This window comes from Streptomyces sp. NPDC093018 (genome assembly GCF_040684035.1).
In the GTDB taxonomy this organism is placed as follows: Bacteria; Actinomycetota; Actinomycetes; order Streptomycetales; family Streptomycetaceae; genus Streptomyces; species Streptomyces murinus.
In genome coordinates this window covers 259,049-281,842 of record NZ_JBFBFF010000010.1, presented here as the reverse complement: position 1 = coordinate 281,842, position 22,794 = coordinate 259,049, and the positions used below count along the sequence as shown (strand labels likewise).

21 protein-coding genes and 1 pseudogene are annotated in these 22,794 nt (G+C 73.8%); 12 read left to right on the top strand and 10 right to left on the bottom strand.

The genetic code is table 11. From position 1 onward, the window contains the following. Positions 1-54: 54 nt before the first annotated feature. Positions 55-756 carry a GntR family transcriptional regulator gene (locus AB0N90_RS23570; RefSeq protein ID WP_365199549.1) on the bottom strand — a complete coding sequence of 234 codons (702 nt, stop codon included), beginning with the start codon at positions 754-756 and terminating at the stop codon, positions 55-57. 126 nt (positions 757-882) lie between these two features. On the opposite strand from AB0N90_RS23570, the gene AB0N90_RS23565 reads away from it, so the two are divergent. The 5 genes from AB0N90_RS23565 to AB0N90_RS23545 all read left to right on the top strand — a co-directional run bounded on the left by AB0N90_RS23565 (position 883) and on the right by AB0N90_RS23545 (position 5,551). Continuing rightward, positions 883-2,184: an MFS transporter gene (locus AB0N90_RS23565; protein WP_365199547.1), complete on the top strand. Its 1,302-nt coding sequence runs from the start codon at positions 883-885 to the stop codon at positions 2,182-2,184. Continuing rightward, positions 2,181-3,020, top strand: a complete 840-nt coding sequence (locus tag AB0N90_RS23560; protein ID WP_365199544.1) for a putative hydro-lyase — start codon at positions 2,181-2,183, stop codon at positions 3,018-3,020. The genes AB0N90_RS23565 and AB0N90_RS23560 overlap by 4 nt, the downstream gene beginning before the upstream one ends. Before the next feature lie 239 nt (positions 3,021-3,259). Beyond that, positions 3,260-4,018: a 5-oxoprolinase subunit PxpA gene (locus AB0N90_RS23555; protein ID WP_365199542.1), complete on the top strand. Its 759-nt coding sequence runs from the start codon at positions 3,260-3,262 to the stop codon at positions 4,016-4,018. Then, the gene (locus AB0N90_RS23550) at positions 4,015-4,632 is read left to right on the top strand and encodes an allophanate hydrolase subunit 1 (RefSeq protein WP_365199539.1); all 618 of its coding nucleotides are present in this window, start codon (positions 4,015-4,017) and stop codon (positions 4,630-4,632) included. The genes AB0N90_RS23555 and AB0N90_RS23550 overlap by 4 nt, the downstream gene beginning before the upstream one ends. Before the next feature lie 49 nt (positions 4,633-4,681). Then, positions 4,682-5,551 carry a biotin-dependent carboxyltransferase family protein gene (locus AB0N90_RS23545; RefSeq protein WP_365199537.1) on the top strand — a complete coding sequence of 290 codons (870 nt, stop codon included), beginning with the start codon at positions 4,682-4,684 and terminating at the stop codon, positions 5,549-5,551. Positions 5,552-5,694: 143 nt separating this feature from the next. Here the strand turns inward: AB0N90_RS23545 and AB0N90_RS23540 are convergent, their stop codons facing one another. Beyond that, positions 5,695-7,194: an FAD-dependent monooxygenase gene (locus AB0N90_RS23540; RefSeq protein ID WP_365199602.1), complete on the bottom strand. Its 1,500-nt coding sequence runs from the start codon at positions 7,192-7,194 to the stop codon at positions 5,695-5,697. Positions 7,195-7,306: 112 nt separating this feature from the next. Between AB0N90_RS23540 and AB0N90_RS23535 the strand changes: the two genes are divergently transcribed. Next, a complete protein-coding gene (locus tag AB0N90_RS23535) occupies positions 7,307-7,984 on the top strand; it encodes a TetR/AcrR family transcriptional regulator C-terminal domain-containing protein (RefSeq protein ID WP_365199534.1) in 678 nt (225 codons plus the stop codon). Here the strand turns inward: AB0N90_RS23535 and AB0N90_RS23530 are convergent. From AB0N90_RS23530 to AB0N90_RS23510, 5 genes and pseudogenes are all read right to left on the bottom strand, one after another. After that, on the bottom strand, positions 7,977-8,921 hold the full coding sequence (locus AB0N90_RS23530; protein ID WP_365199531.1) for an SGNH/GDSL hydrolase family protein: 945 nt from the start codon (positions 8,919-8,921) through the stop codon (positions 7,977-7,979). The two genes, AB0N90_RS23535 and AB0N90_RS23530, sit on opposite strands and share 8 nt — an antisense overlap. A gap of 422 nt (positions 8,922-9,343) precedes the next feature. Beyond that, positions 9,344-10,468: pseudogene (locus AB0N90_RS23525) on the bottom strand (glycosyltransferase); the annotation flags it as partial. Then, the gene (locus AB0N90_RS23520; RefSeq protein ID WP_365199529.1) at positions 10,465-11,592 is read right to left on the bottom strand and encodes a glycosyltransferase family 1 protein; all 1,128 of its coding nucleotides are present in this window, start codon (positions 11,590-11,592) and stop codon (positions 10,465-10,467) included. The gene AB0N90_RS23520 and the pseudogene AB0N90_RS23525, both read right to left, overlap by 4 nt. 274 nt (positions 11,593-11,866) lie before the next feature. Further along, the gene (locus tag AB0N90_RS23515) at positions 11,867-13,285 is read right to left on the bottom strand and encodes a HEAT repeat domain-containing protein (RefSeq protein WP_365199526.1); all 1,419 of its coding nucleotides are present in this window, start codon (positions 13,283-13,285) and stop codon (positions 11,867-11,869) included. 300 nt (positions 13,286-13,585) lie between these two features. After that, complete coding sequence (locus AB0N90_RS23510) at positions 13,586-13,978, bottom strand: ankyrin repeat domain-containing protein (protein WP_365199524.1); 393 nt, start codon at positions 13,976-13,978, stop codon at positions 13,586-13,588. Between the two features lie 263 nt (positions 13,979-14,241). Between AB0N90_RS23510 and AB0N90_RS23505 the strand changes: the two genes are divergently transcribed. Together AB0N90_RS23505 and AB0N90_RS23500 are read left to right on the top strand one after the other, a co-directional pair. After that, the gene (locus tag AB0N90_RS23505) at positions 14,242-14,436 is read left to right on the top strand and encodes a hypothetical protein (protein ID WP_037650905.1); all 195 of its coding nucleotides are present in this window, start codon (positions 14,242-14,244) and stop codon (positions 14,434-14,436) included. Positions 14,437-14,485: 49 nt separating this feature from the next. Beyond that, positions 14,486-16,090, top strand: a complete 1,605-nt coding sequence (locus AB0N90_RS23500) for a hypothetical protein (protein ID WP_365199521.1) — start codon at positions 14,486-14,488, stop codon at positions 16,088-16,090. Positions 16,091-16,156: 66 nt separating this feature from the next. Here AB0N90_RS23500 and AB0N90_RS23495 read toward each other — a convergent pair whose 3' ends face one another. Continuing rightward, positions 16,157-17,668, bottom strand: a complete 1,512-nt coding sequence (locus AB0N90_RS23495) for a PLP-dependent aminotransferase family protein (RefSeq protein WP_346080403.1) — start codon at positions 17,666-17,668, stop codon at positions 16,157-16,159. A gap of 131 nt (positions 17,669-17,799) precedes the next feature. Between AB0N90_RS23495 and AB0N90_RS23490 the strand changes: the two genes are divergently transcribed. The 4 genes from AB0N90_RS23490 to AB0N90_RS23475 all read left to right on the top strand — a co-directional run bounded on the left by AB0N90_RS23490 (position 17,800) and on the right by AB0N90_RS23475 (position 21,260). Continuing rightward, the gene (locus tag AB0N90_RS23490; protein WP_365199518.1) at positions 17,800-18,423 is read left to right on the top strand and encodes a hypothetical protein; all 624 of its coding nucleotides are present in this window, start codon (positions 17,800-17,802) and stop codon (positions 18,421-18,423) included. Next, positions 18,420-19,187 carry a glycerophosphodiester phosphodiesterase gene (locus AB0N90_RS23485; RefSeq protein WP_365199516.1) on the top strand — a complete coding sequence of 256 codons (768 nt, stop codon included), beginning with the start codon at positions 18,420-18,422 and terminating at the stop codon, positions 19,185-19,187. The genes AB0N90_RS23490 and AB0N90_RS23485 overlap by 4 nt, the downstream gene beginning before the upstream one ends. A gap of 55 nt (positions 19,188-19,242) precedes the next feature. After that, the gene (locus AB0N90_RS23480) at positions 19,243-20,607 is read left to right on the top strand and encodes an MFS transporter (RefSeq protein ID WP_365199513.1); all 1,365 of its coding nucleotides are present in this window, start codon (positions 19,243-19,245) and stop codon (positions 20,605-20,607) included. A gap of 278 nt (positions 20,608-20,885) precedes the next feature. Then, positions 20,886-21,260 carry an RNA polymerase-binding protein RbpA gene (locus AB0N90_RS23475; RefSeq protein WP_003977404.1) on the top strand — a complete coding sequence of 125 codons (375 nt, stop codon included), beginning with the start codon at positions 20,886-20,888 and terminating at the stop codon, positions 21,258-21,260. Positions 21,261-21,372: 112 nt separating this feature from the next. Here AB0N90_RS23475 and fxsA read toward each other — a convergent pair whose 3' ends face one another. Together fxsA and AB0N90_RS23465 are read right to left on the bottom strand one after the other, a co-directional pair. After that, entirely contained in the window at positions 21,373-21,933 is a 561-nt protein-coding gene (gene fxsA / locus AB0N90_RS23470) for an FxsA family membrane protein (protein WP_365199510.1), read from the bottom strand. Between the two features lie 42 nt (positions 21,934-21,975). Continuing rightward, positions 21,976-22,773 (bottom strand): polyprenol monophosphomannose synthase, encoded by a 798-nt coding sequence (locus tag AB0N90_RS23465; protein ID WP_199573181.1) that lies wholly within the window; start codon positions 22,771-22,773, stop codon positions 21,976-21,978. Between the last annotated feature and the right edge of the window lie 21 nt (positions 22,774-22,794).

Here is a 22,794-nt window from a genome sequence, read left to right as displayed (position 1 = left end):
TCATGGCCGGTCGCGCCCCGCGGCGGAGCCGCTGATCGATACAGCCCCGCGCCTCTACGGGGTGCGTTCCTCACTCACTCTGCGCCGGTAGACCTCCACCACCCGCTCCAGCGAGTCCGCCAGGTACCGCTCCAGCAACCCCTCCGCCGCGCCCCGCTCCCCCGCCTCCAGCGCGCCCAGGATCTCCCTGTTGCGCGTCAGGTACGGCTCGTGCAGCCGGTGCGGGTCGTCCACCAGGTGGAAGGCGAGGCGGAGTTCGGCGAAGACGCTGCGCATCAGTTCGTCGGTGCGGGCGCTGCGGGCGAGGGCGACGAGTTCCTGGTGGAAGTGGATGTTGGCCGTACCCACCGCTTTCCAGTCATCCTCGGCGGCCGCTGTCTCGCCCGCGGCGACCGCGTCGGCGAGCCCCCGCAGGGGGTACGGCGCCGCGCCGAGGCCGCGCACGACGGCGCACTCGACGAGGGCGCGGGTGCGGTAGATGTCCTCGACGTCCTCGACGGTCAGGACCCGTACGAACACGCCCCTGTTGAGCTCGTGGACGAGGAGCCGTTCGTGGGTGAGCAGCCGGAACGCCTCGCGCAGGGTGTTGCGGGAGACGCCGAGCGCGCCGCCGATGCTGTCCTCGGACAGCCGGGTGCCGGGCGGGAAGTACCCGTCCGCGACACGGCTCCTGAGGATGTCCGAAACCCTCTCCGCCGTGCTCGTACGGCCCAGGAGGGCGCGGTCGTCGGCCAGTCCCGCCAGCTGCTCTGCCATGCCCGGAATTCAATCGCAGACATCAGGACGAGACAACACGGGTATTGAAGGATCGTTGAACGATCCTCTACGGTGCTCGACACGGCTCACTCCACCGCACCCTCCGTCCCCTTCTGCGAGGTGCCCATGAGCACGACCCCTCCTTCCGCCACCGCCCCCGCGCTCGAACACACCGACCAGGACGGCGCGTTCGGCTGGCTGCGCGATCTCGGCCCGCACGGGCGGCGCGCGTTCGCCGGAGCCTTCGGCGGATATGCCCTGGATTCCTACGACTACTTCACGCTGCCGCTGAGCATGGTGGCGCTCTCCGCGTACTTCGGCCTGGACAGCGGCCAAACTGGGCTGTTCACCACCGTCACCCTGGTCGTCTCGGCGGTCGGCGGCGCCCTGGCGGGTGTGTTCGCCGACCGGGTGGGCCGGGTCCGGGCGCTGGTGATCACGGTGCTCACCTACGCGGTGTTCACCGTGGCCTGCGGCTTCGCGCCAAACTTCGAGACGCTGCTGGTCTTCCGCGCGCTCCAGGGCCTCGGCTTCGGCGGGGAGTGGGCGGTCGGCGCGATCCTGGTCGCCGAGTACGCCTCCGCCCGCCACCGGGGCCGTACCCTCGGCACGGTCCAGAGCTCCTGGGCGGTCGGCTGGGCGCTGGCCGCCGTCGTCTACACGCTGGTCTTCTCCTTCGCGGGCGACGACCTGGCCTGGCGGGTGATGTTCTGGACCGGCGCGCTGCCCGCGCTGCTGGTGCTGTGGCTGCGCCGCCGGGTGCACGACGCGCCGGTGGCACTCGCGGCCCGCGAACAGGACCCGCGCCGCGGCTCGTTCACCGCGATCTTCCGGCCTGCCCGGGCCGGCGCCCCGGGCCTGCTGCGCACCACGCTGCTGGCGAGCCTGCTGTCCACGGGCGTGCAGGGCGGCTACTACACGCTGGCCACCTGGGTGCCCACGTATCTGAAGTCCGACCGCGGTCTGTCGGTGGTCGGCACCGGCGGCTATCTCGCCTTCCTCATCTCCGGCGCGTTCCTCGGCTATCTGACCGGCGGCCACCTCACCGACCGGCTCGGCCGGCGCGCCACCATCTGGCTGTTTGCGCTGCTGTCGGCGGTGTGCGTGCTGGCGTACGCGCACATCCCGCAGGGCGCCAACGCCGTGCTCCTGGTGCTGGGTTTCCCGCTCGGGTTCTGCATGTCGGCCATCTTCAGCGGCTTCGGCTCCTACCTCAGCGAGCTGTATCCGACGGCGGTGCGCGGTACGGGACAGGGCTTCACCTACAACACGGGCCGCGCGGTGGGCGCGGTCTTCCCCACCCTGGTCGGCTTACTGGCCGACAGCTGGGGCGTCGGCGGCGCACTGGTCTTCGGCGCGGTCGGCTACGGGATCGCGGCACTGGCGCTGCTCGGGCTGCCCGAGACGCGCGGGAAGGAACTGGCATGACACAGGTGCAGCGCACCGCGGACCGTCCCGTCACCACCCTCGACGAGCGGGCGCCCGCCTGGAGCCCGCGGACCGCGCGGGCCCGGTTCCGCGCCGGTCTCGCCGGCCCCACAGCCGGGGTCGCGGCCGGGCACACCCAGGCCAATCTGATCGCGGTGCCCGCCGACTGGGCCTACGACATGCTGCTGTTCTGCCAGCGCAATCCCCGGCCCTGCCCGGTGCTCGACGTCACCGACGCCGGCTCCCCGACGACGGTGCTCGCCGAGGGCGCCGATCTGCGCACCGATCTGCCGCGCTACCGGGTGTGGCAGGACGGCGAGCTGGTCGCGGAGCCGACCGATGCGCGGCCCCACTGGCGCGGGGACCTGGTGGCGTTCCTGCTCGGATGCAGTTTCACCTTCGAATGGGCGCTGAGCCGGGCGGGCGTGCCGATCCGCCATGTCGAACAGGGCCGCAATGTGCCGATGTACGTCACCGGGCGCCCGTGCCGCCCGGCGGGCCGGCTGAGCGGGCCGATGGTGGTGTCCATGCGGCCGGTGCCGCCCGAGCGGCTCGGGGCCGCGATCCGGGAGAGCAGTCTGCTGCCGGCCGTGCACGGCGGGCCCGTGCACTGCGGGGACCCGGCGGGGCTCGGCATCGCGGACCTCGGCCGGCCGGATTTCGGCGACCCGGTGGCCCTCCAGGACGGCGACATCCCGGTGTTCTGGGCGTGCGGGGTGACCCCGCAGGCGGCGGTGATGGCCTCCCGGCCGCCGTTCGCCATCACCCACGCCCCGGGCCAGATGTTCCTGACCGACGCCCGCGACGAGCAGTACCGGCTGGTCGGCGTCGACTGACACCCCGCACGGAGCCGGACCGGTCAACAGACGGACCGGTCAACAGACAGAACGGTGAACGGACAGCACGACGAACCGACCACCTGACCAACCGACTGGCTGACCAGCCGACCGACCGATCAACCGGCGGCCCGACGAACCGACAGGCCGATGAGTCACCGTGCCGACGACCCCATGAACCACCAAGCCGACATACCGACAAACCCATGACCCGACGAACCGGAGACACGGGAACGACCATGACCGCGATCGATCTGAACGCCGACCTCGGCGAGGGCTTCGGCCGCTGGCGGCTCACCGAGGACGAACAGCTGCTGTCCGTCGTCACCAGCGCCAACGTGGCCTGCGGCTTCCACGCCGGGGACGCGCCCACCATGCGCCGGGTGTGCGAGCTGGCCGCCGCACGCGGGGTGACGATCGGCGCCCAGGTCTCCTACCGGGACCTCGCCGGTTTCGGGCGGCGCGCGATGGAGGTGCCGCCCGCCGAGCTGGCGGCCGAAGTGGCCTACCAGATCGGCGCGTTGGAGGTGTTCGCGCGCGCCGCCGGGGCCCGGGTGGCGTACGTCAAACCGCACGGCGCGCTCTACAACCGGGTCGTGCACGACGAGGAGCAGGCGGGCGCGGTGATCGACGGCGTGCTCCTCGCCGACCCCGCGCTGCCGGTCCTCGGCCTGCCCGGCTCCCGGCTGCTGGCGCTGGCCGGGAAGGCGGGCCTGCCTGCCGTACCGGAGGCGTTCGCGGACCGCGCGTACACCGACGAGGGCACGCTGCTGCCGCGCGGCCGAGGCGGCGCGGTGGTGAGCGACCCGGAGGCGGTCGTACGGCGCTCGGTCGGGCTCGTGCGCTCCGGCACGGTCACCGCGCACTCCGGCGCGCGGGTCCGGGTGCGCGCCCGCTCACTGTGCCTGCACGGCGATACGCCCGGCGCGGTGCAGCTGGCCCGGCAGGTGCGGGCGCGGCTGCTCGCGACGGGCGTGCGGGTGGAGGCCTTCGCATGAGGGCGCTGCCGGTCGGCCAGGAGGCGCTGCTCATCGAGGTGGGCTCGGCCGAGGAGGCGGCGGCCCTGCACGCGGCGCTGCTGCGGCGCCGCGCCAAGGGCACGCTGACCGTCCGCGAGATCGTGCCGGCCGCGCGCACGGTCCTGCTGGACGGACTGCACGAACCGGCCCGCTGGATCTCCGAACTGACCTCGTCGGAAGGAGAGTCGCCCGCTCCCTCGACGCACTCCCTGGTGGAGATCCCGGTGCGCTACGACGGCCCCGACCTCGCCGCCGTCGCCGCGCACTGGGCGGTGTCCGAGCGGGAGGTGGTCCGTATCCACGCGGGCACCGAGTTCACGGTGGCCTTCTGCGGTTTCGCGCCCGGCTTCGGCTATCTCACCGGGCTCCCGGCCCGCTACGACATGCCGCGCCGGACCACTCCGCGCACGGCGGTCCCGCCCGGCGCGGTGGCGCTCGCGGGGCCGTACACCGGCGTGTACCCGCGCACCTCGCCGGGCGGCTGGCAGCTGATCGGCGCCACGGACGCGGTGCTCTGGGACCACACCCGCGACCCGGCCGCGCTGCTGTCGCCGGGCACACGGGTGCGGTTCGTGCCGGTGGAGGGGCCATGAGCGGGGGCCCGGACGTCGTATCCCTGAGTGTTCCGCCGCTGGAGGGCCCATGACCGACCGCGCGCTCGTCGTCGTACGACCCGGGATGCTGACCACCGTGCAGGACCTCGGGCGGCCCGGGTACGCGCATCTCGGGGTGCCGCGCTCGGGGGCGCTGGATCCGCCCGCGGCGGCGCTCGTCAACCGGCTGGCCGGGAACGGACCGGAGGCCGCGGTGCTGGAGACGACACTCGACGGGTGTGCCCTGCGCCCCCGTTCGGCGGTGACCGTGGTGGTCGGCGGGGCGCCCTGCCCGGTGGCGGTCGGCGGCCGCCCGGCGGCATGGGGCGCACCCCTGGTGGTGCCCGCCGGTGAACTCCTGGAGGTGGGCGCGGTGTCCGCGGGAGTGCGCGGCTATGTCGCCGTGCGCGGCGGTATCGCCGTCGAGCCGGTGCTCGGCAGCCGCGCCACCGACCTGCTGTCCGGCCTCGGTCCGGCCCCGCTCGCCGAGGGCACGGTGCTGCCGCTCGGCCGCCCGGCGGGACCGCCCGCGCGCGTGGACACCGTCCCGCAGCCGGGCCCGCCGACGGAACTCGTGCTCCGGGTGACGCCGGGCCCGCGCGCGGACTGGTTCACCGCGCGCGGACGCTACGACCTGACCGCGCGCGCCTACCGGGTCTCCCCGGCGAGCAATCGCATCGGCCTGCGCACCGAGGGCCCCGCGCTGGAACGCGCCCGTGAGGGCGAACTGCTCAGCGAGGGCATGGTGCTGGGCGCCGTACAGGTACCGCCGGACGGCCGCCCGGTGGTCTTCCTGGCCGACCATCCGACCACCGGGGGCTATCCCGTGATCGCCGTCGTCCGCGCCTGCGACCTCCCGGCCGCCGCGCAGGCCCCTCCGGGGACACCGGTCCGCTTCGTATCGGTGGGACGACCCTGACGCCGGACGGGAGAGTCACCCCACCGAACGCCGGGCGGCACCGGCTCCCCGGGGGGACGACGGACGGCACGGACCCGCGTGACCGGCAGCGCCGACCCGGCGGCAGACAGCTACGCCCCGGACCGGCACATCCCGGCCCCGTGTCACCGGACAGCGGCCGCCCCCTGACCCGCCATCGCGGCGAGGGCACCGGACATGGACCGGGTGAGCGTCTCCGGGTCGGTCTCCTCGGCGGCCCAGGCGACATGGCCGTCGGGGCGTATCAGTGCCGCGGTCACCCGCCGCCAGGCATCCCGGTCGTGCGGGGCGAGCGGTGCGGTGTGCACGACGGTCTCCGGTGCCTGCCCGGGCAGCCCTGCCGCCGCCTTGCCGGTCAGGTCCAGCAGGACCCGATGGCCATCGCGCAGCAGCTCGAACAGCCGCCGCCCGTCGGCGAACCGGAGGTCGGGTGCCCGGCGGCCGGTCAGCGGATGGGCCGCGGCGCCCTCGGCCGGGGGGTAGACCACGGAGAGACCCGACATCCGCTCGGCGAGGGTCAGGCTGAACTCCGGGACCGTGGCGATGAATTCGCCCAGCAGCCCGCGGAGCGCCTGCCCCTCCGGGGCGTAGGTGGTCATCAGGGCGGTCTGCGCGCGGGTGTTGAGCAGCAGCTCGGCGCCGACCGGATGGCGCTCGCCGTGGTAGCTGTCGAGGAGGCCGTCCGTGGCGGTGCCCCGGAGGACGGCGGCCAGCTTCCAGCCGAGGTTGGTGGCGTCCTGCACCCCCACATTCAGTCCGGGGCCGCCCGCCGGGAAGTGCATATGGGCGGCGTCCCCGGCCAGCAGCACCCGGCCGCAGCGATAGGTCTCCGCCTGCCGGGTGGCGTTGCCGAAGCGGGAGAGCCAGCGGGGGTCGCGCATGCCGAAGTCGGTGCCCGCTATGGCCGTCACGCGGTCCCGCAGCTCCTCGAAGGTCAGCTCGCCCGGCCGGGCCTGACGCAGGGTGTCCGGATCATTGCCCACGACCCGGTGCACCCCGCCCGGCAGCGGGAACACCATCAGCTGCCCGCGCGGCCCGCTGACCGCCGGGCCGGCCGGCGGCGCGTCCAGCACCACATCGCCCATCCAGGCCCACAGCGTCGCCGGAGTGCCGGGGAAGGCCACGCCGGCCGACTCCCGGACCGCGCTGCGTGTGCCGTCGCAGCCCACCACATAGGCGGCGCCGGTCCGGTAGGGCCCGTCCGGACCCTCGACGGTCAGCTCCACCGCGTCCGCGCCCGCCTCGACCCCGGTGACCCGGTGGCCGCGCAGGATCCGCGCGCCGGCCCGCACCGCGTGCTCCTCCAGCAGCTCCTCGGTGCGGGCCTGGGGCAGCGAGAGGGTGAAGGGGAACGGGGTGTCCAGCGGCCGGAAGTCCATCCGCTCGGTCAGCGCGGCGAAGTGGCCGCTCGGTATGCGCACCCCCTCCGCGAGGAAGGGCTCGACCACTCCCCGGCAGTCCAGCACCTCCAGGGTGCGCGGATGCACGGTGAGCGCACGCGAGTGCGGGCTGCGCCGCTGCCGGGCCTCCAGCACGGTCACCGGCACGTCACGCAGCCGCAGTTCGGCCGCGAGCCACAGTCCGACCGGCCCACCGCCGACGACGATGACCCCGTCCGCCGCCATGAACTCCGTCAACTCCATGAACCCCTCCTCAATTCCATGAACCCCTACTCGGGCACAGTCCGTCCGCACCTCTTGGTCGGTGACCAAGGCGCACTTTCAGTAGACTAGGTCGGTGACCAAGAAGCAAGCTGCGGATGAGACAGCCACCCGATCGAGGCTCGATCTGGAGTCCGTCGTACGGGCCGCCCTCGGCGTGCTCGACGAACGCGGCGCCGATGCCGTGTCGGTGCGCGGCACCGCCGACCGGCTCGGCGTGCGGATGAACACCGTGCTGTGGCACGCCAAGACCAAGTCACGGCTGCTGGAGCTGGTGGCGGACGCGATCGCCGCGGAGGTGCCGCTGGACGGCCTGCCCGAGGACTGGCGTGCGAGGGTGCGCGAACTGGCCCACCGCTACCGCCGCGCACTGCTCGCGCACCGGGACGGCGCCGCGCTGGTGACGGGCACGTACGCGGCCGAGCCGGGCACCCTGCGCTACGCGGACACCATGCTGGAGGCGCTGCTCGACGGCGGTCTGTCCGAGCGCGACGCGGCCTGGGCCTTCTGGACGGTGCTCTATCTGACGCTCGGCCTCACCCAGGAGCAGCAGGCTTTGGGCGACGCGCAGGAGCACACACTGAGCGCCGCACTCGCGGCGGGCGACCATCCGTCGCTGAGCCGGGTGGCCGCGTACCTGGAGGACATCGACTTCGACGAACGCTTCGACCACGGCCTGTCCCTGATCCTGCGTTCCCTGACCCCGGCCGAGCCGGACGGCGCCCGCCCGGCGGCCGGAGCCGAGGTCAGCTGATACCGGCCTCCAGGTCGAGCGGGCCGGATCCGGGCAGTACGGCGCGCGGCGGCGGACCGGTCAGGGCGTGTGCCCCGGCCGGTGTCCGGGCCGGGCGCCGCTCCGCATGTGCGCGCTCCGGAAGCGCGGCCAGGGCGGCGGCGACCGCGGCCGACGCGGCCGCGTCGAGATCGGCGCCGGTGCCACGGGCGTTGTGGCGCAGTTCGTCCAGGGCGAGTCGCAGCAGCTGGGGCAGCAGATCGCGGCAGCGCCGGGCCACCCAGGCGGTGCCCGCGGTGGCCAGCCACAGCAGGCTCGCGGTGCGGGTCGGGGCGGGGAACTCCGGTTCCAGGGACGGGGGCCGGCCGGTGGCGTGGCCCGCGGCGGTGAGCAGCGTGTGGAAGCGGGCGGCGAGTCGGCGGTGGCCGCGTTCGCCGGGGTGCAGCCGGTCCGCGCTCCACAGCGCCCGGTCGGCGATCCAGCCGCCGTCGGACGCGTGCAGATGCACGGCGCCGTACCGGTCGGACAGGGCGTGCACGACCGCGTTGACCGCCCGCTGGCGCCGGGCCAGCGGGGCGGCCAGGGCGCTCGGCAGGCCGAGCATCGCGCCGGGGTCGGGCAGGCAGGCGGTGAGCAGGGTGGCGCCCTCGCGGGCGCAGGCCGCGTAGACCTGGTCGAGACGGGCGGCGACCGCGTGGATGTCGAAGGTGTGGCGCAGGGTGTCGTTGACGCCGACGACCACCGCGACCAGATCGGGGCGCAGCGCGAGGGCGGCCGGGGTCTGCCGTTCCAGCACGTCCCGGGTCTGCGCGCCGCTGACCGCGAGGTTGGTGAACTCCGTGCCCGCGCCGAGCGAGGGTGCGAGCAGCGCGGCCCAGCCCCGCGGCCCGTCCTCGGTGAAGTCGCCCACGCCCTCGGTCAGCGAGTCCCCGAGGGCGACGAAGCGGACGGATCTCATGCCACGCCCTCCGGGACACCCCGCCGGGTGCCGCCCCGGCCATCCGCACGACCCTCGGCACGGCCCAGCACCTCCGGGCCGTCCGCACGACCCTCGCCACGGCCCAACGCCTCCCGGCCGTCCGCCCGGCCCCCGGCGCGATCCAGCACCTCCCCGCCATCCGCGCAACCCTCAGCACGGCCCAGCACCTCCCGGCCGTCCGGACAACCCCCGGCACGATCCAGCACCTCCGTGTCGGCCGCCCGACCCCCGGCACGATCCAGCACCTCCCGGCCGTCCACACAACCCCCGGCACGATCCAGCGCCTCCGTATCGGCCGCCCGACCCCCGGCACGATCCAGCACCTCCCGGCCGTCCACACAACCCCCGGCACGGCCCAGCACCTCCGTATCGGCCGCCCGACCCCCGGCACGATCCAGCACCTCCGTGTCGTGGGCGGCGAGGAATGCCTCGACCGCCGTGCCCCAGCCGAAGCACTCGGCCCGTGCGCGGGCCGCCTCCCGGCGCTCGGACTCGGGCCGGTCCAGGAGCAGTTCAACGGCGTCGGCGAACGCCTCCCCGTGGTCGGCCGCGGTCGCTCCGGCCGAACCGATGACCTCGGGCAGCGCAGAGGAGGCGCTGGCCACCACGGGCGTGCCGCAGGCCATCGCCTCCAGGGCGGCGAGCCCGAAGGTCTCGGCGGGCCCGGGGGCGAGCGCGAGATCGGCGGTGGCCTGGAGCGCGCCGAGCTCGGCCCGGTCGGAGAGGTGCCCGAGGAAGGTCACCGGCAGCCCCCGCTCCCGGGCGCGCTGCTCAAGGCGGGCCCGCAACGGCCCGTCCCCCGCGACCACCAGCACCGCCGGCCGACCGCGTCGTATCAACGCCTCCAGGGTGTCGAGCGCGGTGCCGGGGCGCTTCTCCACGGACAGCCGGGAGCACATCACCAGCAGCGCCTCTCCCCCGCGCGCGTGTCGCGTGCGCACGCCGGGGTCGCGCAGCGCGGGGTGGCGGGCGGTCAGGTCGACGCCCAGGGGAGCGCGTACGACATTGCGCGCGCCGATGCGGACGAACTCGCGCTCGGCGTACTCGGTGGTGCACACCACGCGTGAATAGACGTGCGCGGTACGGGTGTTGAGGGCGTCCGCGGCCCGCTTGGACAGGTGCTCGGGCAGGCCCCAGGTGCGCAGCACGCCATCGGCGGTCTCGTGGGAGACCATCACGGCGGGCACCCGCGCCCGGCGCGCCCAGCGCCCGGTCCAGCGCAGGGTGGTCCGGTCGGAGACCTCCAGCCGGTCGGGGCCGAGGTCCTCCAGGAGGGCGGTGAGGCGGCGCCTGTCGGTCAGCACGCGGTAGCCGCCGGTGCCGGGGAGCAGCGGTCCCGGCAGGGTGATGACGCGGCCCTGCTCGGTGTCGGTGTCGGTGTGCCGGTCTCCGGGCACGATCAGCACCGGTTCATGGCCCGCCGCCAGGAAGCCCTTGCCCAGCTCGCGCAGGGCGGTGCGCAGACCACCGGAGGCGGGCGCGACGAAGTTGGCGAGCCGGACGATGCGCAGCGGCCGGGCGCTCATGCCGCCACCGCCGTCCGGCGCCCGGCGAGCACGTCCTCGTAGTGCCCGATCAGCCGGTCGCCCACGGCGGCCCAGGTACGGCCCTCGACCAGGGCGCGGGCGGCGGCGCCGAACGCGATCCGGCGCGCGGGGTCCTCGGCCAGGGAGCGCACCGCGTTCCGGACGGCCTCGGCGTCGCGCGGCGGCACCAGCAGTCCGGTACGGCCGTGGTCGACCAGGTCGAGCGGTCCGCCGACGGCGGGCGCGACGACGGGGACGCCGCTGGCCATGGCCTCCTGCACGGTCTGGCAGAAGGTCTCGAACGGGCCGGTGTGCGCGAACACGTCCAGCGAGGCGAAGATCCGCGCCAGGTCGTCGCCGGTACGGCGGCCCAGGAAGACGGCGCCGGGCAGCGCCTCGGTCAGGTGGGCGTGGCTGGGTCCGTCGCCGACGACCACGAGCCGGACGCCGTCCAGGGCGCAGACGCCGGCGAGCAGTTCGACGTGCTTCTCGGGGGCGAGCCGGCCGACGTAGCCGACGATCAGCTCACCGTTCGGGGCGAGCTCCCGGCGCAGCTCCTCGTCACGCCGCTCTGGCCGAAAACGTACGGTATCCACGCCGCGCGGCCACAGCCGCACCCGGGGCACCCCGTGCGTCTCCAGATCGCCCAGGGCGGCGCTGGAGGGGGCGAGGGTGCGGTCGGCGGCGGCGTGCACGGAGCGGATCCGGCGCCAGGCGGCGGCCTCCCCGGCGCCCATGTAGGTGCGGGCGTAACCGGCGAGGTCGGTCTGGTAGACGGCCACGGCGGGCAGGCCGAGCCGGGCGGCCGCCGCCATCCCGCGGGCGCCGAGGACGAAGGGGCTGGCGAGGTGCACCACATCGGGCCGGTGCGTCACGAGGGCCGCGGCCAGGCGCCGGCTGGGCAGGGCGACGCGGACCTGGGGGTAGCCGGGGAGCGGGAGGGAGGGGATCCGGACGACCGGGCACGGGGCGTCCGTGTCGGGGCCGGTGCCGGGTGCGGGGGCGGGGGCGACGACGAGCGGGTGGTGACCGCGATCTACGAGGTGCCGGGCGGTCTGAAGCGCGCAGTGGGCCACGCCGTTCACATCGGGGGGAAAGGATTCGGTCACGATGACGACACGCATACGGGTGTTGTCGCCGCACCGGACGTGGCCGCGTCAACGTCGATCTTTCCGCCCGGGGAACGTCCCGTGAGCGTTGTCCTCCGCGGATCGGCGGGTCGGACGTCGGCCATGGGGTGCTGGTCCGAGGGTCACCCGGCGTTCACCCGGGGACCCCGTATTCACCCAGGAACCCCGTGTTCAGCGGGGGCCCGAGGGCCCGGCGTTCGGGTCCGGGGCCTCCGGTGCACGAGCCCGCCCCGATGTACACGGGCCCGTCCCGGTCGCTTCGTCAGCCTCAGCCCGCGGACATGTCCGGCCCGAAGCGGCTGCGGACCGCCGTCTGGACCTCGTCCTCCTCGGCCGGGTCGGCGGCGAGGCGGCGGAGGCGTTCGACGACCCGGTTGTCGCCGGTCTCGGCATGGCGGGCGGCGAGTTCGCGGGTGGTCTCCTCGCAGTCCCAGAGGCATTCGACGGCGAAGCCGGTGGCGAAGGAGGGATCGGTGGCGGCGAGGGCGCGGGCGGCGCGGCCGCGGAGGTGGGAGGAGGCGGTCTCGCGGTAGACATGGCGCAGCACCGGCGCCGCGCAGGCGATGCCGAGGCGTCCCGCGCCGTCGACCAGGGTCCACAGCGTGGGCGCGTCGGGGCCCTCGCCGCGCACGGCCTCGCGCAGGGCGCCGAGCACCAGCGGGCTGTCCTGGGCACCGCCGCGGCAGGCGAGGACCCGGCCGGCGGCGGCGCCGAGCACGTCGGGGCGCTGGGCCCAGCCGCGCGCACGGTCCACGGCCGCGATCGTGCGCATCCGTTCGAAGGCGTCGACGGCCGCCTCCACGACGACCGCGGTGCCGTCGGCGACCGCGGCCTCGACCAGATCGAGCGCCTCGGGATCGCCGCTGTCGGCGAGATAGCGCAGGGCGGTGCAGCGGGCCCCGTCGGTGCCGGCGCGGGCGGCCAGCAGGATCTCCGGCCGGTCCTCGGGTCCGGCCACGGCGACCAGACAGCGGGCGGCGGGCACATGGAGGGCGGCGCCCCGGTCGAGGCCCTGCTGGGCCCACTCGAAGACGGCGCTCACACTCCAGCCGGGGCGGGGCCCGGTCGGCCGCAGCTGCCGTTGCCAGCGGTCGAAGCATCCGGTCTCGTGGGCGGCCCGCACCCGGGCGCCGATGCCGTCGCGCGGATCCTCGGCCCACAGCCGCCAGGGCCGGGGTTCGAAGGCGTCGCGCACGGCGGTGGCCAGCTCGGCCTCGCCCTCGGGGTCGGCGGGGAAACGGGCGAGCACGGGGGCGGCCAGGGCGCGCAGCCCCGCGTCGTCGTCGCGCAGCGCCAGTTCGTCCAGCGCCCAGGCCCAGTTGGCGCCCTGGGCGGCGTACCGGCGCAGCAGGTCGAGGGCGTCCCGGCGGCCGTACGAGGCGAGATGGCCGAGCACCGCGAGGGCCAGGCCGGTGCGGGACTCGTCCGTCTCCAGGTGGTCCTCGGGGTCGAAGAGGTGTGCCTCGACGGCGTCCAGCTCGCCGTTCAGGTCGAGGAAGAGCCGGGCGTAGTACAGGGAGCGGTTCTCCACCTGCCAGTCGTGGCGGGGATCGCGCAGCACACAGTGGTTCAGGGCCGCGAGCGCTTCCGCGCGGGGGGCGGTGAGCGCGTGCAGCGTGCCGTCGCCGCGGCCCCGCTGAAGCAGGCCGAGCAGCGTACCGCTGGGCGCTATGACCGGATCGAACATGGGAAACAGCCTCACATCAAGCGTCGACGCAACCGGGGAACACGCACTACCTGGCCGCGTGACACAACGTCGGAGCGCCCGCCGTCTCTTGCTTGCTGTAGCCCATTTCTCTCTGCCTCTCGTCGGTGGCCCATGCGGACCGCATCACGGTCCGCGCGGTGCGGCAACACCTGCCCAGCCATCGCGTCCGTGAATCACGTCGTCATGATGACCCGCGGTGTGTGCTGCCGCGACCGTATTTCCGGCGGCCCTGTACCGCCTCCCCCGTTTTCTGTGTCTTAGCTGGTCAGAAGCCCGGCGTCAGCTGACGCCGAACAGTTCGAGCACATCGGTCCGACCGAACATCCGGGCGGTGTCGACGGCCGACGGCGTGCCCTCGGCGGGGTCGGCGCCGCCCTCCAGGAGGGCCTTGACGACCTCCTTCTCCCCCTTGAAGACCGCGCCCGCGAGCGGGGTCTGGCCCCGGTCGTTGACCCGGTTCGCCTCGGCGCCGCGGGCGAGCAGCGCGCGCACCGCGTCGGCGTGCCCGTGGTACGCGGCGAGCATCACGAGGGAGTCCCCGCGGTCGTTGGTGAGGTTGGCCGGAACGCCCGCGTCGACGTACGCCACGAGTGCCTCGGTCTGTCCCTGCCGGGCCAGATCGAAGATCTTGGTCGCCAGCTCCACGACCTCGGGGTCGGGGGCTTCGCTCATCGGCCGGACCGCCTCTCATTACAACCGTTCAGGTGAACCGCAAGGGTACTGGCTCGTGCCTCACATGACCCGTTGTGCCCGACGTAAAGATCGCTACGGGCGGGGTCGGCCACACATGCCCCGCTCAACGGTGCCGTATTGGCTCCACCGTACGGGCGAATAGTCACGATATTCACCCAGTTGCGCTCTTTGTCGTATAGACACATGCTGTGATCCTGGAAGTACTGATGGTGACTGTCCCCCTCGACACCAGGAGGCCCCCAATGATCCTCTCCATGTCAGGCGTCGTCCTGCTCGGCACCGTCGTGTTCCTCTACTTCCGCAAGGACGGCCTCAAGGGCTCGCACGCCTGCGCCTCGACCCTGTTCGGGTTCTATCTGTCGAGCACGGCCATCGCGCCGAGCATCAAGGCCGGCGGGGAGAGCCTGGCCAGCCTCCTGGGCGGCATCAAGTTCTGACGCCGGTCCCGCACGACGCCCCGCCCGCACGCACCACCAGGAGACAGCAGTGGCCCGGCGCCCACTTCCCCGCATTCTGAGCAAGGACGGCGCGCAGCTCGCGCGGACGCAGCTGGCCCGGAGCCGGGAGCTGGCCCGGACGGCGGCCGACAGCGCCACCGACGTCCTCCATCCGCTGATCACCCTCTCCCGCGGGCTGCGCCTGCTGGCGTCGGCGGGGCGGCGCAGATGGGCCGCCACCCCCAAGGACCGGCGCGGGCCGCTGCTGTTCCTGCTGGCCTGCGTGGTCCTGGTGGTGGCGCTGGCACCGTACGGGCCGCTGCTCGCCGTCATCACCGTGATGGCGGCGGCGGCCTGGCTGGGCCGCGACCGCACCGCCCCCGAACCCGACGGGCCCGACGAGTCACAGACCGAGCGGCTCCGGGCGCTGTACGAGGCGCTGGTGCCGTACTTCTCCGTCCCCGAGGACCCCGCCCCGCTGTACACGCACGGCGGGGACTGGGAGAAGGCCTTCCCCGCGCAGGAGTTCGACGACGCGGGGCGTGTCGGGCAGCTGGTGCTCCGCTATCCCGCGTACTTCCCGGACGGCGAGCCCGAGGCCCGCGCGCGGATCGAGCAGGTGCTCACCGCGAAGGCGGGGCGCGGGCGCGAGTACCGCTTCGGCTGGGACGAGGAGGGCAACCAGCTCACCGTGAGCGTCCTGCCGCCGCTGCCCGCCGACATCGTGGCCCAGCGGTTCGTGACCGCGCCCGGCGAGAGCGTGCTCGGCTTCACCGACCCGAGCGAGGTGCAGCGCACGCTTCCCCTCTCCTTCGGCGACTACGGGGACTCCTACGACGAGCAGCGCGATGTACCGCCCGTCGTCTGGCGCACCGGCACCCGCTCCACCGAGCCGCATCTGCTGGCGGTCGGCCAGCCCGGCAGCGGCACCTCCACCCTGCTGCGCTCGCTGGCCCTGCAAGCCCTCCAGTACGGCGATGTCCTCATCGTGGACGGCGGGGGCACCGGTGAGTACGCGTGCCTGACCGGCCGGGACGGGGTGCTGGCCGTGGAGTGCGCGCTGCCGGGGGCGCTGGCCAGCCTGGACTGGGCCGCGCGCGAGACGGAACGGCGGCTGGTCGCGATCAACCTCGCCCGGCAGGCGGGCGATCCGCCCCCGGCCGACACCCGGCGCCCGCTGTGGATCCTCCTCGACCGGCCGAGCGTCTTCGCGCACCTCGCGGAGGTGGACGGCCGCGAGGACCCGCAGGACCTGCTCCAGGTGCCGCTGCGGCACGGACGGGCGGCGAACGTGACCGTCGTCGTCGCCGAGCAGTACGACGGCCTCGACGCGCTCGCCGACGCGGTACGGCAGCACACCAGGGCCCGGGTCGCCCTCGGGCCCGCGGCGGCACGGCAGGTGGAGGCGGTGCTGGGGGCGGCGCCGCGGACGACCCCGCCGGCGCAGGTGCCGCCGGGGCGGGGGTACGCCCGCCTCGGCCACGGTCCGGTGCACCGGCTTCAGGTGCCGAGGACGCCGGATCCCTACGACGACGCGACGAGTGAGGGGGACCGGCGCGCGGTGCTGGACCTGTTGCCGCCGCGGGCCGCGCAGGCGGGGCAGCCGATCGATCTGACCAAGCCGGTTCCCGCGGAGCCCGTGGCGGCGGAGTAAGGAGTTCTTCGGGCGCGGGTGCGTCGTGGCCCCTCGCGCGCTTCCCCGCGCCCCTTCGGGGGCGCTCTACGCCACGAACGTCCGCGGTGATTCCGCCGCCGCCCCCGTGCCCCCGGTCTCCACCAGCCGGGCCGCCGCGGCCAGTCGTACCGCGGCCTCCTCCGCCACCGCTCCCCCCACGGTGAACGGCAGCCGGACATATCCCTCGAACGCGCCGTCGACGCCGAAACGCGGGCCGGAGGGGACGCGGACGCCCGTGCGTTCGCCCATTTCCGCGAGGCGGGAGCCGGAGAGGCCGCCCGCGCGCACCCAGAGGGTCAGGCCGCCCTGGGGGACGGCGAACTCCCAGTCCGGCAGCTCCCGGCGCAGCGCGGTGACCAGGGCGTCCCGGTTCTCCCGGGCCTGCGCCCGCCGCAGCGCCACCGCCTGCTCCCAGCCCCCCGTGCTGAACAGCCAGTTGACGGCCAGCTGCTCCAGCACCGGCGTCCCCAGGTCGGCGTACGCCCGCGCCGCGACCAGGCTGCGGACGATGTCCGGCGCCGCCCGCACCCAGCCGATCCGCATCCCGGCCCAGAACGCCTTGCTGGCCGAGCCGACCGTGATCACCGTGGAGCCCGCGGGGTCGAACGCGCAGACCCGGCGCGGCATCCGCGACTCCCCCACCTCCTCCTCCAGCCACAGCTCGCTCATCGTCTCGTCGGCGACGAGCACCGTGCCCGCCGCGCGCGCCGCGTCCACCAGGCGGCGCCGCTGGTCCTCGTCGGCCAGCGCCCCCGTGGGGTTGTGGAAGTCGGCGACCACATAGGCGAGCCGCGGCGCGGCCTCCCGCAGCACCTGGCGCCAGCGGTCCATGTCCCACCCGGCGAGCCCCTCGGCCATCGCGACCGGCACCAGCCGCGCGCCCGCCTCCCGCATCAGCTGCAGGATGTTGGCGTAGGAGGGGGACTCCACGGCGATGCGCTCGCCGCGGCCCGCGAAGAGATGGCAGATCGCGTCGATGGCGCCCATCGCGCCGGTCGTCACCATGATCTGCTCGGGCATCGTGGGGATCCCGCGCGCGGTGTAGCGCTCGGCGATCATCGCGCGCAGCGCGGGCAGCCCGGCCGGGTAGTCGCCGTGGGTGTGCGCGTACGGCGGCAGTTCCTCCAGCGCCCCCTGCACGGCCCGGGTGAGCCAGGGCTCGGGCGCGGGCAGCGAGGCGCAGCCGAGGTCGATCATCGAGCCGAGGGCCTCAGGGGGCAGCGGCTCCAGGCCCCGCGCGGGCACCGGGTTGCCGGCCGGTACCGCGGTCCAGCTGCCCGCGCCGCGCCGGGACTCCAGGAAGCCCTCGCCGCGCAGCGCCTCGTAGGCGGCCGCGACGGTGGTGCGGCTCACCGAGAGGGAGAGGGCCAGTTCGCGTTCGGCGGGCAGCCGGGCGGCGACCGGGACGCGCCCCTCCAGGACCAGCAGCCGGATGCCGTCGGCCAGCGCCCGGTAGGCGGGCGGGCGGCGGCTGCCGGGCCCGGCCGGCCGTTCCTGCTGGGAGTTGAGCAGCCGGGCGAGCTGCGCGGCCCCCACCGCCGAGGTCCACTGCGCCATGAGATCAGTCCACCTTCCCCGGATTGGCCATGGATGGAGTTTCCTCCCAAGCCACAGAGTGACATGCGTCAGGCCACCACCACTACCCAGGGGGGTATGTTGTGTCCACTCCCGGGCATATAGGACGCCGATTGGTCCAGCTCTACGTCGGGCTCACGCTCTACGGCGCCAGTTCCGCGCTGCTCGTCACCTCGGGGCTCGGCCTGGAGCCCTGGGGGGTGCTGCACCAGGGGCTCGCGCGGCGGACCGGGCTGAGCATCGGCGAGGTGGCCATCGTGGTGGGGGCGGCGGTGCTGCTGCTGTGGATCCCGCTGCGGCTGCGCCCCGGGCTGGGCACAGTCTCCAATGTCTTCCTCATCGGCCTGGCCCTGGACGGGACGCTCGCGCTGCTGCCCCCGGCGCACTCGCTGCTCGTGCGCGTCCCGCTGATGCTCGCCGGGGTCCTGCTCAACGGCGCGGCCACCGGCCTGTACATCGCGGCGCGCTTTGGACCGGGTCCGCGCGACGGGCTGATGACGGGTCTGCACCAGCGCACCGGACGCTCGATCCGGCTGATGCGCACGCTCATCGAAGTGACGGTCGTGGCCACCGGGTTCGCGCTGGGCGGCACCATCGGCGTGGGCACCGTGCTGTACGCCCTGTCCATCGGCCCGCTGGCCCAGTTCTTCCTGCGGGTCTTCGCCCTGCCCTCGGCATCGAGCAGCAGCACGATCGTTGCCGAAAGGACACCCCGCGGAGCGATACTGCGTCGGTGACCACCGCGATACGCCACCCCTACCTCGACCACCCGGGCCCCCTCGCCTTCGCCCATCGCGGCGGAGCCGCCGACGGGGTGGAGAACACCGCGGCGCAGTTCCGCCGCGCCGTGGAGCTGGGCTACCGCTACATCGAGACCGATGTGCACGCCACGGCGGACGGCCGGCTCGTGGCCTTCCACGACACGACCCTGGACCGGGTCACCGACGGCGCGGGCCGCATCGCCGACCTGCCCTGGGCCGAGGTCCGGGGGGCGCGGGTCGGCGGCCGTGAACCGGTGCCGCTGTTCGAGGAGTTGCTGGAGACCTTCCCCGAGGTCCGCTGGAACATCGACATCAAGGCGGAGCCCGCGCTGCGGCCGCTGCTCGACCTGCTGGAGCGCACGGGCGCCTGGGACCGGGTCTGCGTGGGCTCGTTCTCCGAGGCGCGGGTGCTGCGCGCCCAGCGGCTGGCCGGGCCCCGCCTGGCCACCTCCTTCGGCACCCGCGGGGTGCTGAGCCTGCGGCTGCGCTCCTGGGGGCTGCCGGCCGCGGTGCGCCGCTCGGCGGTGGCGGCACAGGTGCCGGAGGCCCAGTCGGGCGTCCCGGTGGTCGACGCCCGCTTCGTCCGCGCCGCCCACGCGCGCGGTCTGCATGTGCACGTCTGGACGATCAACGAACCGGAACGCATGCACCGGCTGCTGGACCTGGGTGTGGATGGCATCATGACCGATCACATCGACACGTTGCGCAAGGTCATGGAGGAGCGCGGGGTCTGGGTCTGAACCGACCCGGCACCGCCCGCCCTTGCCTTCGCAGGGGAGCGGAAGCGAGGGCACGATGGGGATCGACACCGTGCGCGCGGGGGTGGCGGACGAGACCGCCGACCTCCGGCGCCAGCAAAGAGGCTGGTACTTCTACGACTGGGCGTACTCCGTCTATTCGGCGAGCGTCCTGACCGTTTTCATCGGTCCCTATCTCACCTCGATCGCCGAGCACGCGGCGGACTCCGGCGGCTATGTGCACCCGCTGGGCATACCGGTGCGGGCGGGGTCGTACTTCGCCTACTCGGTGTCCCTCTCGGTGATCCTGGCCGTCGTGGCGATGCCGCTGGTGGGCAGCGCGGCCGACCGCACGGGCCGCAAGAAGCCGCTGCTCGCGGCGGCCGCGTACACCGGCGCCGCGGCGACCACGGGCATGTTCTTCCTGGACGGCGACCGGTATCTGCTGGGCGGGGTGCTGCTCGTCGTGGCCAATGCCGCGGCGGCCGTCGGCGGGATGCTCTACAACTCCTATCTGCCGCAGATCGCCCCGCCCGAGGAGCGCGACGCGGTCTCCTCCCGGGGCTGGGCCTTCGGCTACGGCGCGGGCGCCATGGTCCTCGTCGCCAACCTGGTCCTGTACTCGGCCCACGACTCCTTCGGCCTGAGCCAGGGCCAGGCGGTGCGCATCTGCCTGGCCTCGGCGGGCCTGTGGTGGGGCGCCTTCACCCTCGTACCGCTGCGGCTGCTGCGCGACCGGCGGGCGCGGGCGGCGGGCGAGACCGCGCCGGACGGGGTCCCGTCGACGGGGCTGCGGCAGCTGGCGGCGACCGTGCGGGACATGCGCCGCCACCCGCTGACCCTGTCCTTCCTGCTGGCCTACCTGATCTACAACGACGGCATCCAGACCGTCATCTCCCAGGCCTCGGTCTACGGCTCCCAGGAGCTGGGGCTCGGGCAGTCCACGCTGATCGTGGCGGTGCTGCTGGTGCAGGTGCTGGCGGTGGCGGGCGCGCTGGCGATGGGCCGCCTCGCGCGGACGTACGGCGCCCAGCGCACCATCCTCGGCTCGCTGGTGGCCTGGACGATCACGCTCGCCGCCGGGTACTTCCTGCCCGCGAAGGCGCCGGTGTACTTCTTCCTGCTGGCCGCCGGCATCGGCATGGTCCTCGGCGGCAGCCAGGCGCTGTCCCGCTCGCTCTTCTCCCATCTGGTGCCGCCGGGCAAGGAGGCCGAGTACTTCTCGGCGTACGAGCTCAGCGACCGCGGGATGAGCTGGCTCGGCCCGATGCTGTTCGGTGTGACGTACCAGCTGACCGGTAGCTACCGGTCCGCGATCATCTCCCTGGTGGCCTTCTTCATCATCGGATTCGCGCTGCTCGCCCGGGTCCCGGTGCGGCGGGCGATCGCGGCCGCGGGCAACCCGGTGCCCGAGAAGATCTAGCGCCGATTTAGCGCTCGGCGCGAAAGGGCGGTAGTGTACGCGTTTGGCCTGCCAGGCGGACCGTTACTGCGCGTCAGAGATGCCGAAACGCTGGGTGACATCTGCTAGCAGATGTGACAAACCGGGCGCCTGTGGGTAGAACAAGGGGCGGCTACGACGGCGACGCATGACCCGGAACGGGACTCGGAACGGGAATCTTTACCGCCGACCGGACGTTGACCGGATGACGACGACAGCGACACCTGTCCTGTGGGCGACAAGCCCGGGAGGCACGATTCATGAGTGAGCGAGCTCTTCGCGGTACGCGCCTCGTGGTGACCAGCTACGAGACGGACCGCGGCATCGACCTGGCCCCGCGCCAGGCCGTGGAGTACGCATGTGAGAAGGGGCATCGCTTCGAGATGCCCTTCTCGGTCGAGGCGGAGATCCCGCCGGAGTGGGAGTGCAAGGTCTGCGGGGCCCAGGCACTCCTGGTGGACGGCGACGGCCCTGAGGAGAAGAAGGCCAAGCCCGCGCGTACCCATTGGGACATGCTGATGGAGCGGCGCACCCGTGAGGAACTCGAAGAGGTCCTTGAGGAGCGCCTGGCGGTGCTGCGTTCGGGGGCGATGAACATCGCCGTGCATCCCCGGGACAGCCGCAAGTCGGCATAGCGGGCAAGCCGCACAGCGCACATACACGAGACCGCGGGCGCCGTACGTTCTTCAGGACGTACGGCGCCCGCGGTCTGTCATGCCTGCGGGCTCGGTCTGTCATGCTTCCGGGCTAGCGGGTCAGGGGCGGTCGCCGCTCGTCCGGTCCCGGACGGTCGGCGCGGTCCTCGCGGATGACCTCGCCCTGGACGACCTTGCCGTCGGGGCGGTGCATCCGGGCCTGCTGGAAGGCGTCGCCCAGGCTGCCCGGGGCGGCGGCGCGCAGCCGCTTCTCGAAGGTGTTCTCCGCGAGCCGGCTCACGGCCTTCTGCACCGGGGGCAGCAGCAGGAGCAGGCCCAGGACGTCGGAGATCATGCCCGGGATGATCAGCAGCAGGCCGCCCAGCATGGTCAGCCCGTTGCCCTCCCCGCGCTTGGGGGAGCCGCCCTGCTGAAGCGATTCGTTCAGATTCTGGAAGGCCCGCCGGCCCGCCCGCTTGATCACCACGGAACCGGCCACCACACCGGCCACCAGCAACAGGAACACGGTCATGCCGCCCGCCGCGCCCGCGACCAGGGTCAGCAGCCAGATCTCCAGCACCAGCCACCCGGCGAGGCCCAGCGGCAGATATCTGCGCAGCCGGGAGCGCCGGGGCCGGGCGGTGTGCGGGGTGGTCGGAGCGCCAGTCGTCATACCCCCAGTGTGCCTGGCTCCGGCTCAGCGCCGGATAAGGGGCTACGGGGTGTGCTTGTCCTTGCCGGTGAGCTTGGCGACGCGGTCCCCCGCGCCCCAGGCGGTGACCCGCCACAGCGCCTCGACCAGGATGTCCTTGCTCATCTTGGAGTCGCCCAGCTCGCGCTCCACGAAGGTGATCGGGACCTCGATCACGTGGTAGCCGGCCTTGACCGCGCGGCGGGCGAGGTCGACCTGGAAGCAGTAGCCCTGGGAGGCGACCTCGTCCAGCCCCAGGCCCTTGAGGGTCTCGGCGCGGAAGGCGCGGTAGCCGCCGGTGATGTCGCGCAGCGGCAGATCGAGGGCGAGCCGGGAGTAGAGGCTGCCGCCGCGGGAGATGAACTCGCGGGACTTGGGCCAGTTGACCACCCGGCCGCCGGGCACCCAGCGGGAGCCGAGCACCAGATCGGCGCCCTTGAGGGCGGTGAGCAGTCGGGGCAGTTCCTCGGGCTGGTGGGAGCCGTCGGCGTCCATCTCGATCAGCACGCCGTAGTCGTGCTCCAGGCCCCAGCGGAAGCCCGCGAGGTAGGCGGCGCCCAGGCCTTCCTTGCCCTTGCGGTGCATCACCTGGACGTTGTCGTCCTCGGCGGCCAGCTCGTCGGCGAGCTTGCCGGTGCCGTCGGGGCTGTTGTCGTCCGCGATCAGCACGTGGGCCTCGGGGACGGCCTTGCGCACCCGGCCGACGATGGTCTTGATGTTCTCCGCCTCGTTGTAGGTCGGGATGATCACCAAGGCCGTGCCGAGCGGACCGAACTGCCTCCCCTGGGCCTTGGCCGCGAGGGTCCCGTCGCCGTCGTTCACTGCTGCCCCTTCTGGTCGTAC

Bases quoted from the DNA above. Each gene is read 5' to 3' on its own strand.
- AB0N90_RS23480 (WP_365199513.1), top strand. From the start codon at position 19,243: ATGGGGATCGACACCGTGCGCGCGGGGGTGGCGGACGAGACCGCCGAC.
- AB0N90_RS23555 (WP_365199542.1), top strand. From the start codon at position 3,260: ATGACCGCGATCGATCTGAACGCCGACCTCGGCGAGGGCTTCGGCCGC.
- AB0N90_RS23545 (WP_365199537.1), top strand. From the start codon at position 4,682: ATGACCGACCGCGCGCTCGTCGTCGTACGACCCGGGATGCTGACCACC.
- AB0N90_RS23510 (WP_365199524.1), bottom strand. From the start codon at position 13,978: ATGAGCGAAGCCCCCGACCCCGAGGTCGTGGAGCTGGCGACCAAGATC.
- AB0N90_RS23560 (WP_365199544.1), top strand. From the start codon at position 2,181: ATGACACAGGTGCAGCGCACCGCGGACCGTCCCGTCACCACCCTCGAC.
- AB0N90_RS23565 (WP_365199547.1), top strand. From the start codon at position 883: ATGAGCACGACCCCTCCTTCCGCCACCGCCCCCGCGCTCGAACACACC.
- AB0N90_RS23550 (WP_365199539.1), top strand. From the start codon at position 4,015: ATGAGGGCGCTGCCGGTCGGCCAGGAGGCGCTGCTCATCGAGGTGGGC.
- AB0N90_RS23540 (WP_365199602.1), bottom strand. From the start codon at position 7,194: ATGGCGGCGGACGGGGTCATCGTCGTCGGCGGTGGGCCGGTCGGACTG.
- AB0N90_RS23515 (WP_365199526.1), bottom strand. From the start codon at position 13,285: ATGTTCGATCCGGTCATAGCGCCCAGCGGTACGCTGCTCGGCCTGCTT.
- fxsA (WP_365199510.1), bottom strand. From the start codon at position 21,933: ATGACGACTGGCGCTCCGACCACCCCGCACACCGCCCGGCCCCGGCGC.
- AB0N90_RS23570 (WP_365199549.1), bottom strand. From the start codon at position 756: ATGGCAGAGCAGCTGGCGGGACTGGCCGACGACCGCGCCCTCCTGGGC.
- AB0N90_RS23520 (WP_365199529.1), bottom strand. From the start codon at position 11,592: ATGCGTGTCGTCATCGTGACCGAATCCTTTCCCCCCGATGTGAACGGC.
- AB0N90_RS23495 (WP_346080403.1), bottom strand. From the start codon at position 17,668: ATGGCGCAGTGGACCTCGGCGGTGGGGGCCGCGCAGCTCGCCCGGCTG.
- AB0N90_RS23505 (WP_037650905.1), top strand. From the start codon at position 14,242: ATGATCCTCTCCATGTCAGGCGTCGTCCTGCTCGGCACCGTCGTGTTC.
- AB0N90_RS23530 (WP_365199531.1), bottom strand. From the start codon at position 8,921: ATGAGATCCGTCCGCTTCGTCGCCCTCGGGGACTCGCTGACCGAGGGC.
- AB0N90_RS23475 (WP_003977404.1), top strand. From the start codon at position 20,886: ATGAGTGAGCGAGCTCTTCGCGGTACGCGCCTCGTGGTGACCAGCTAC.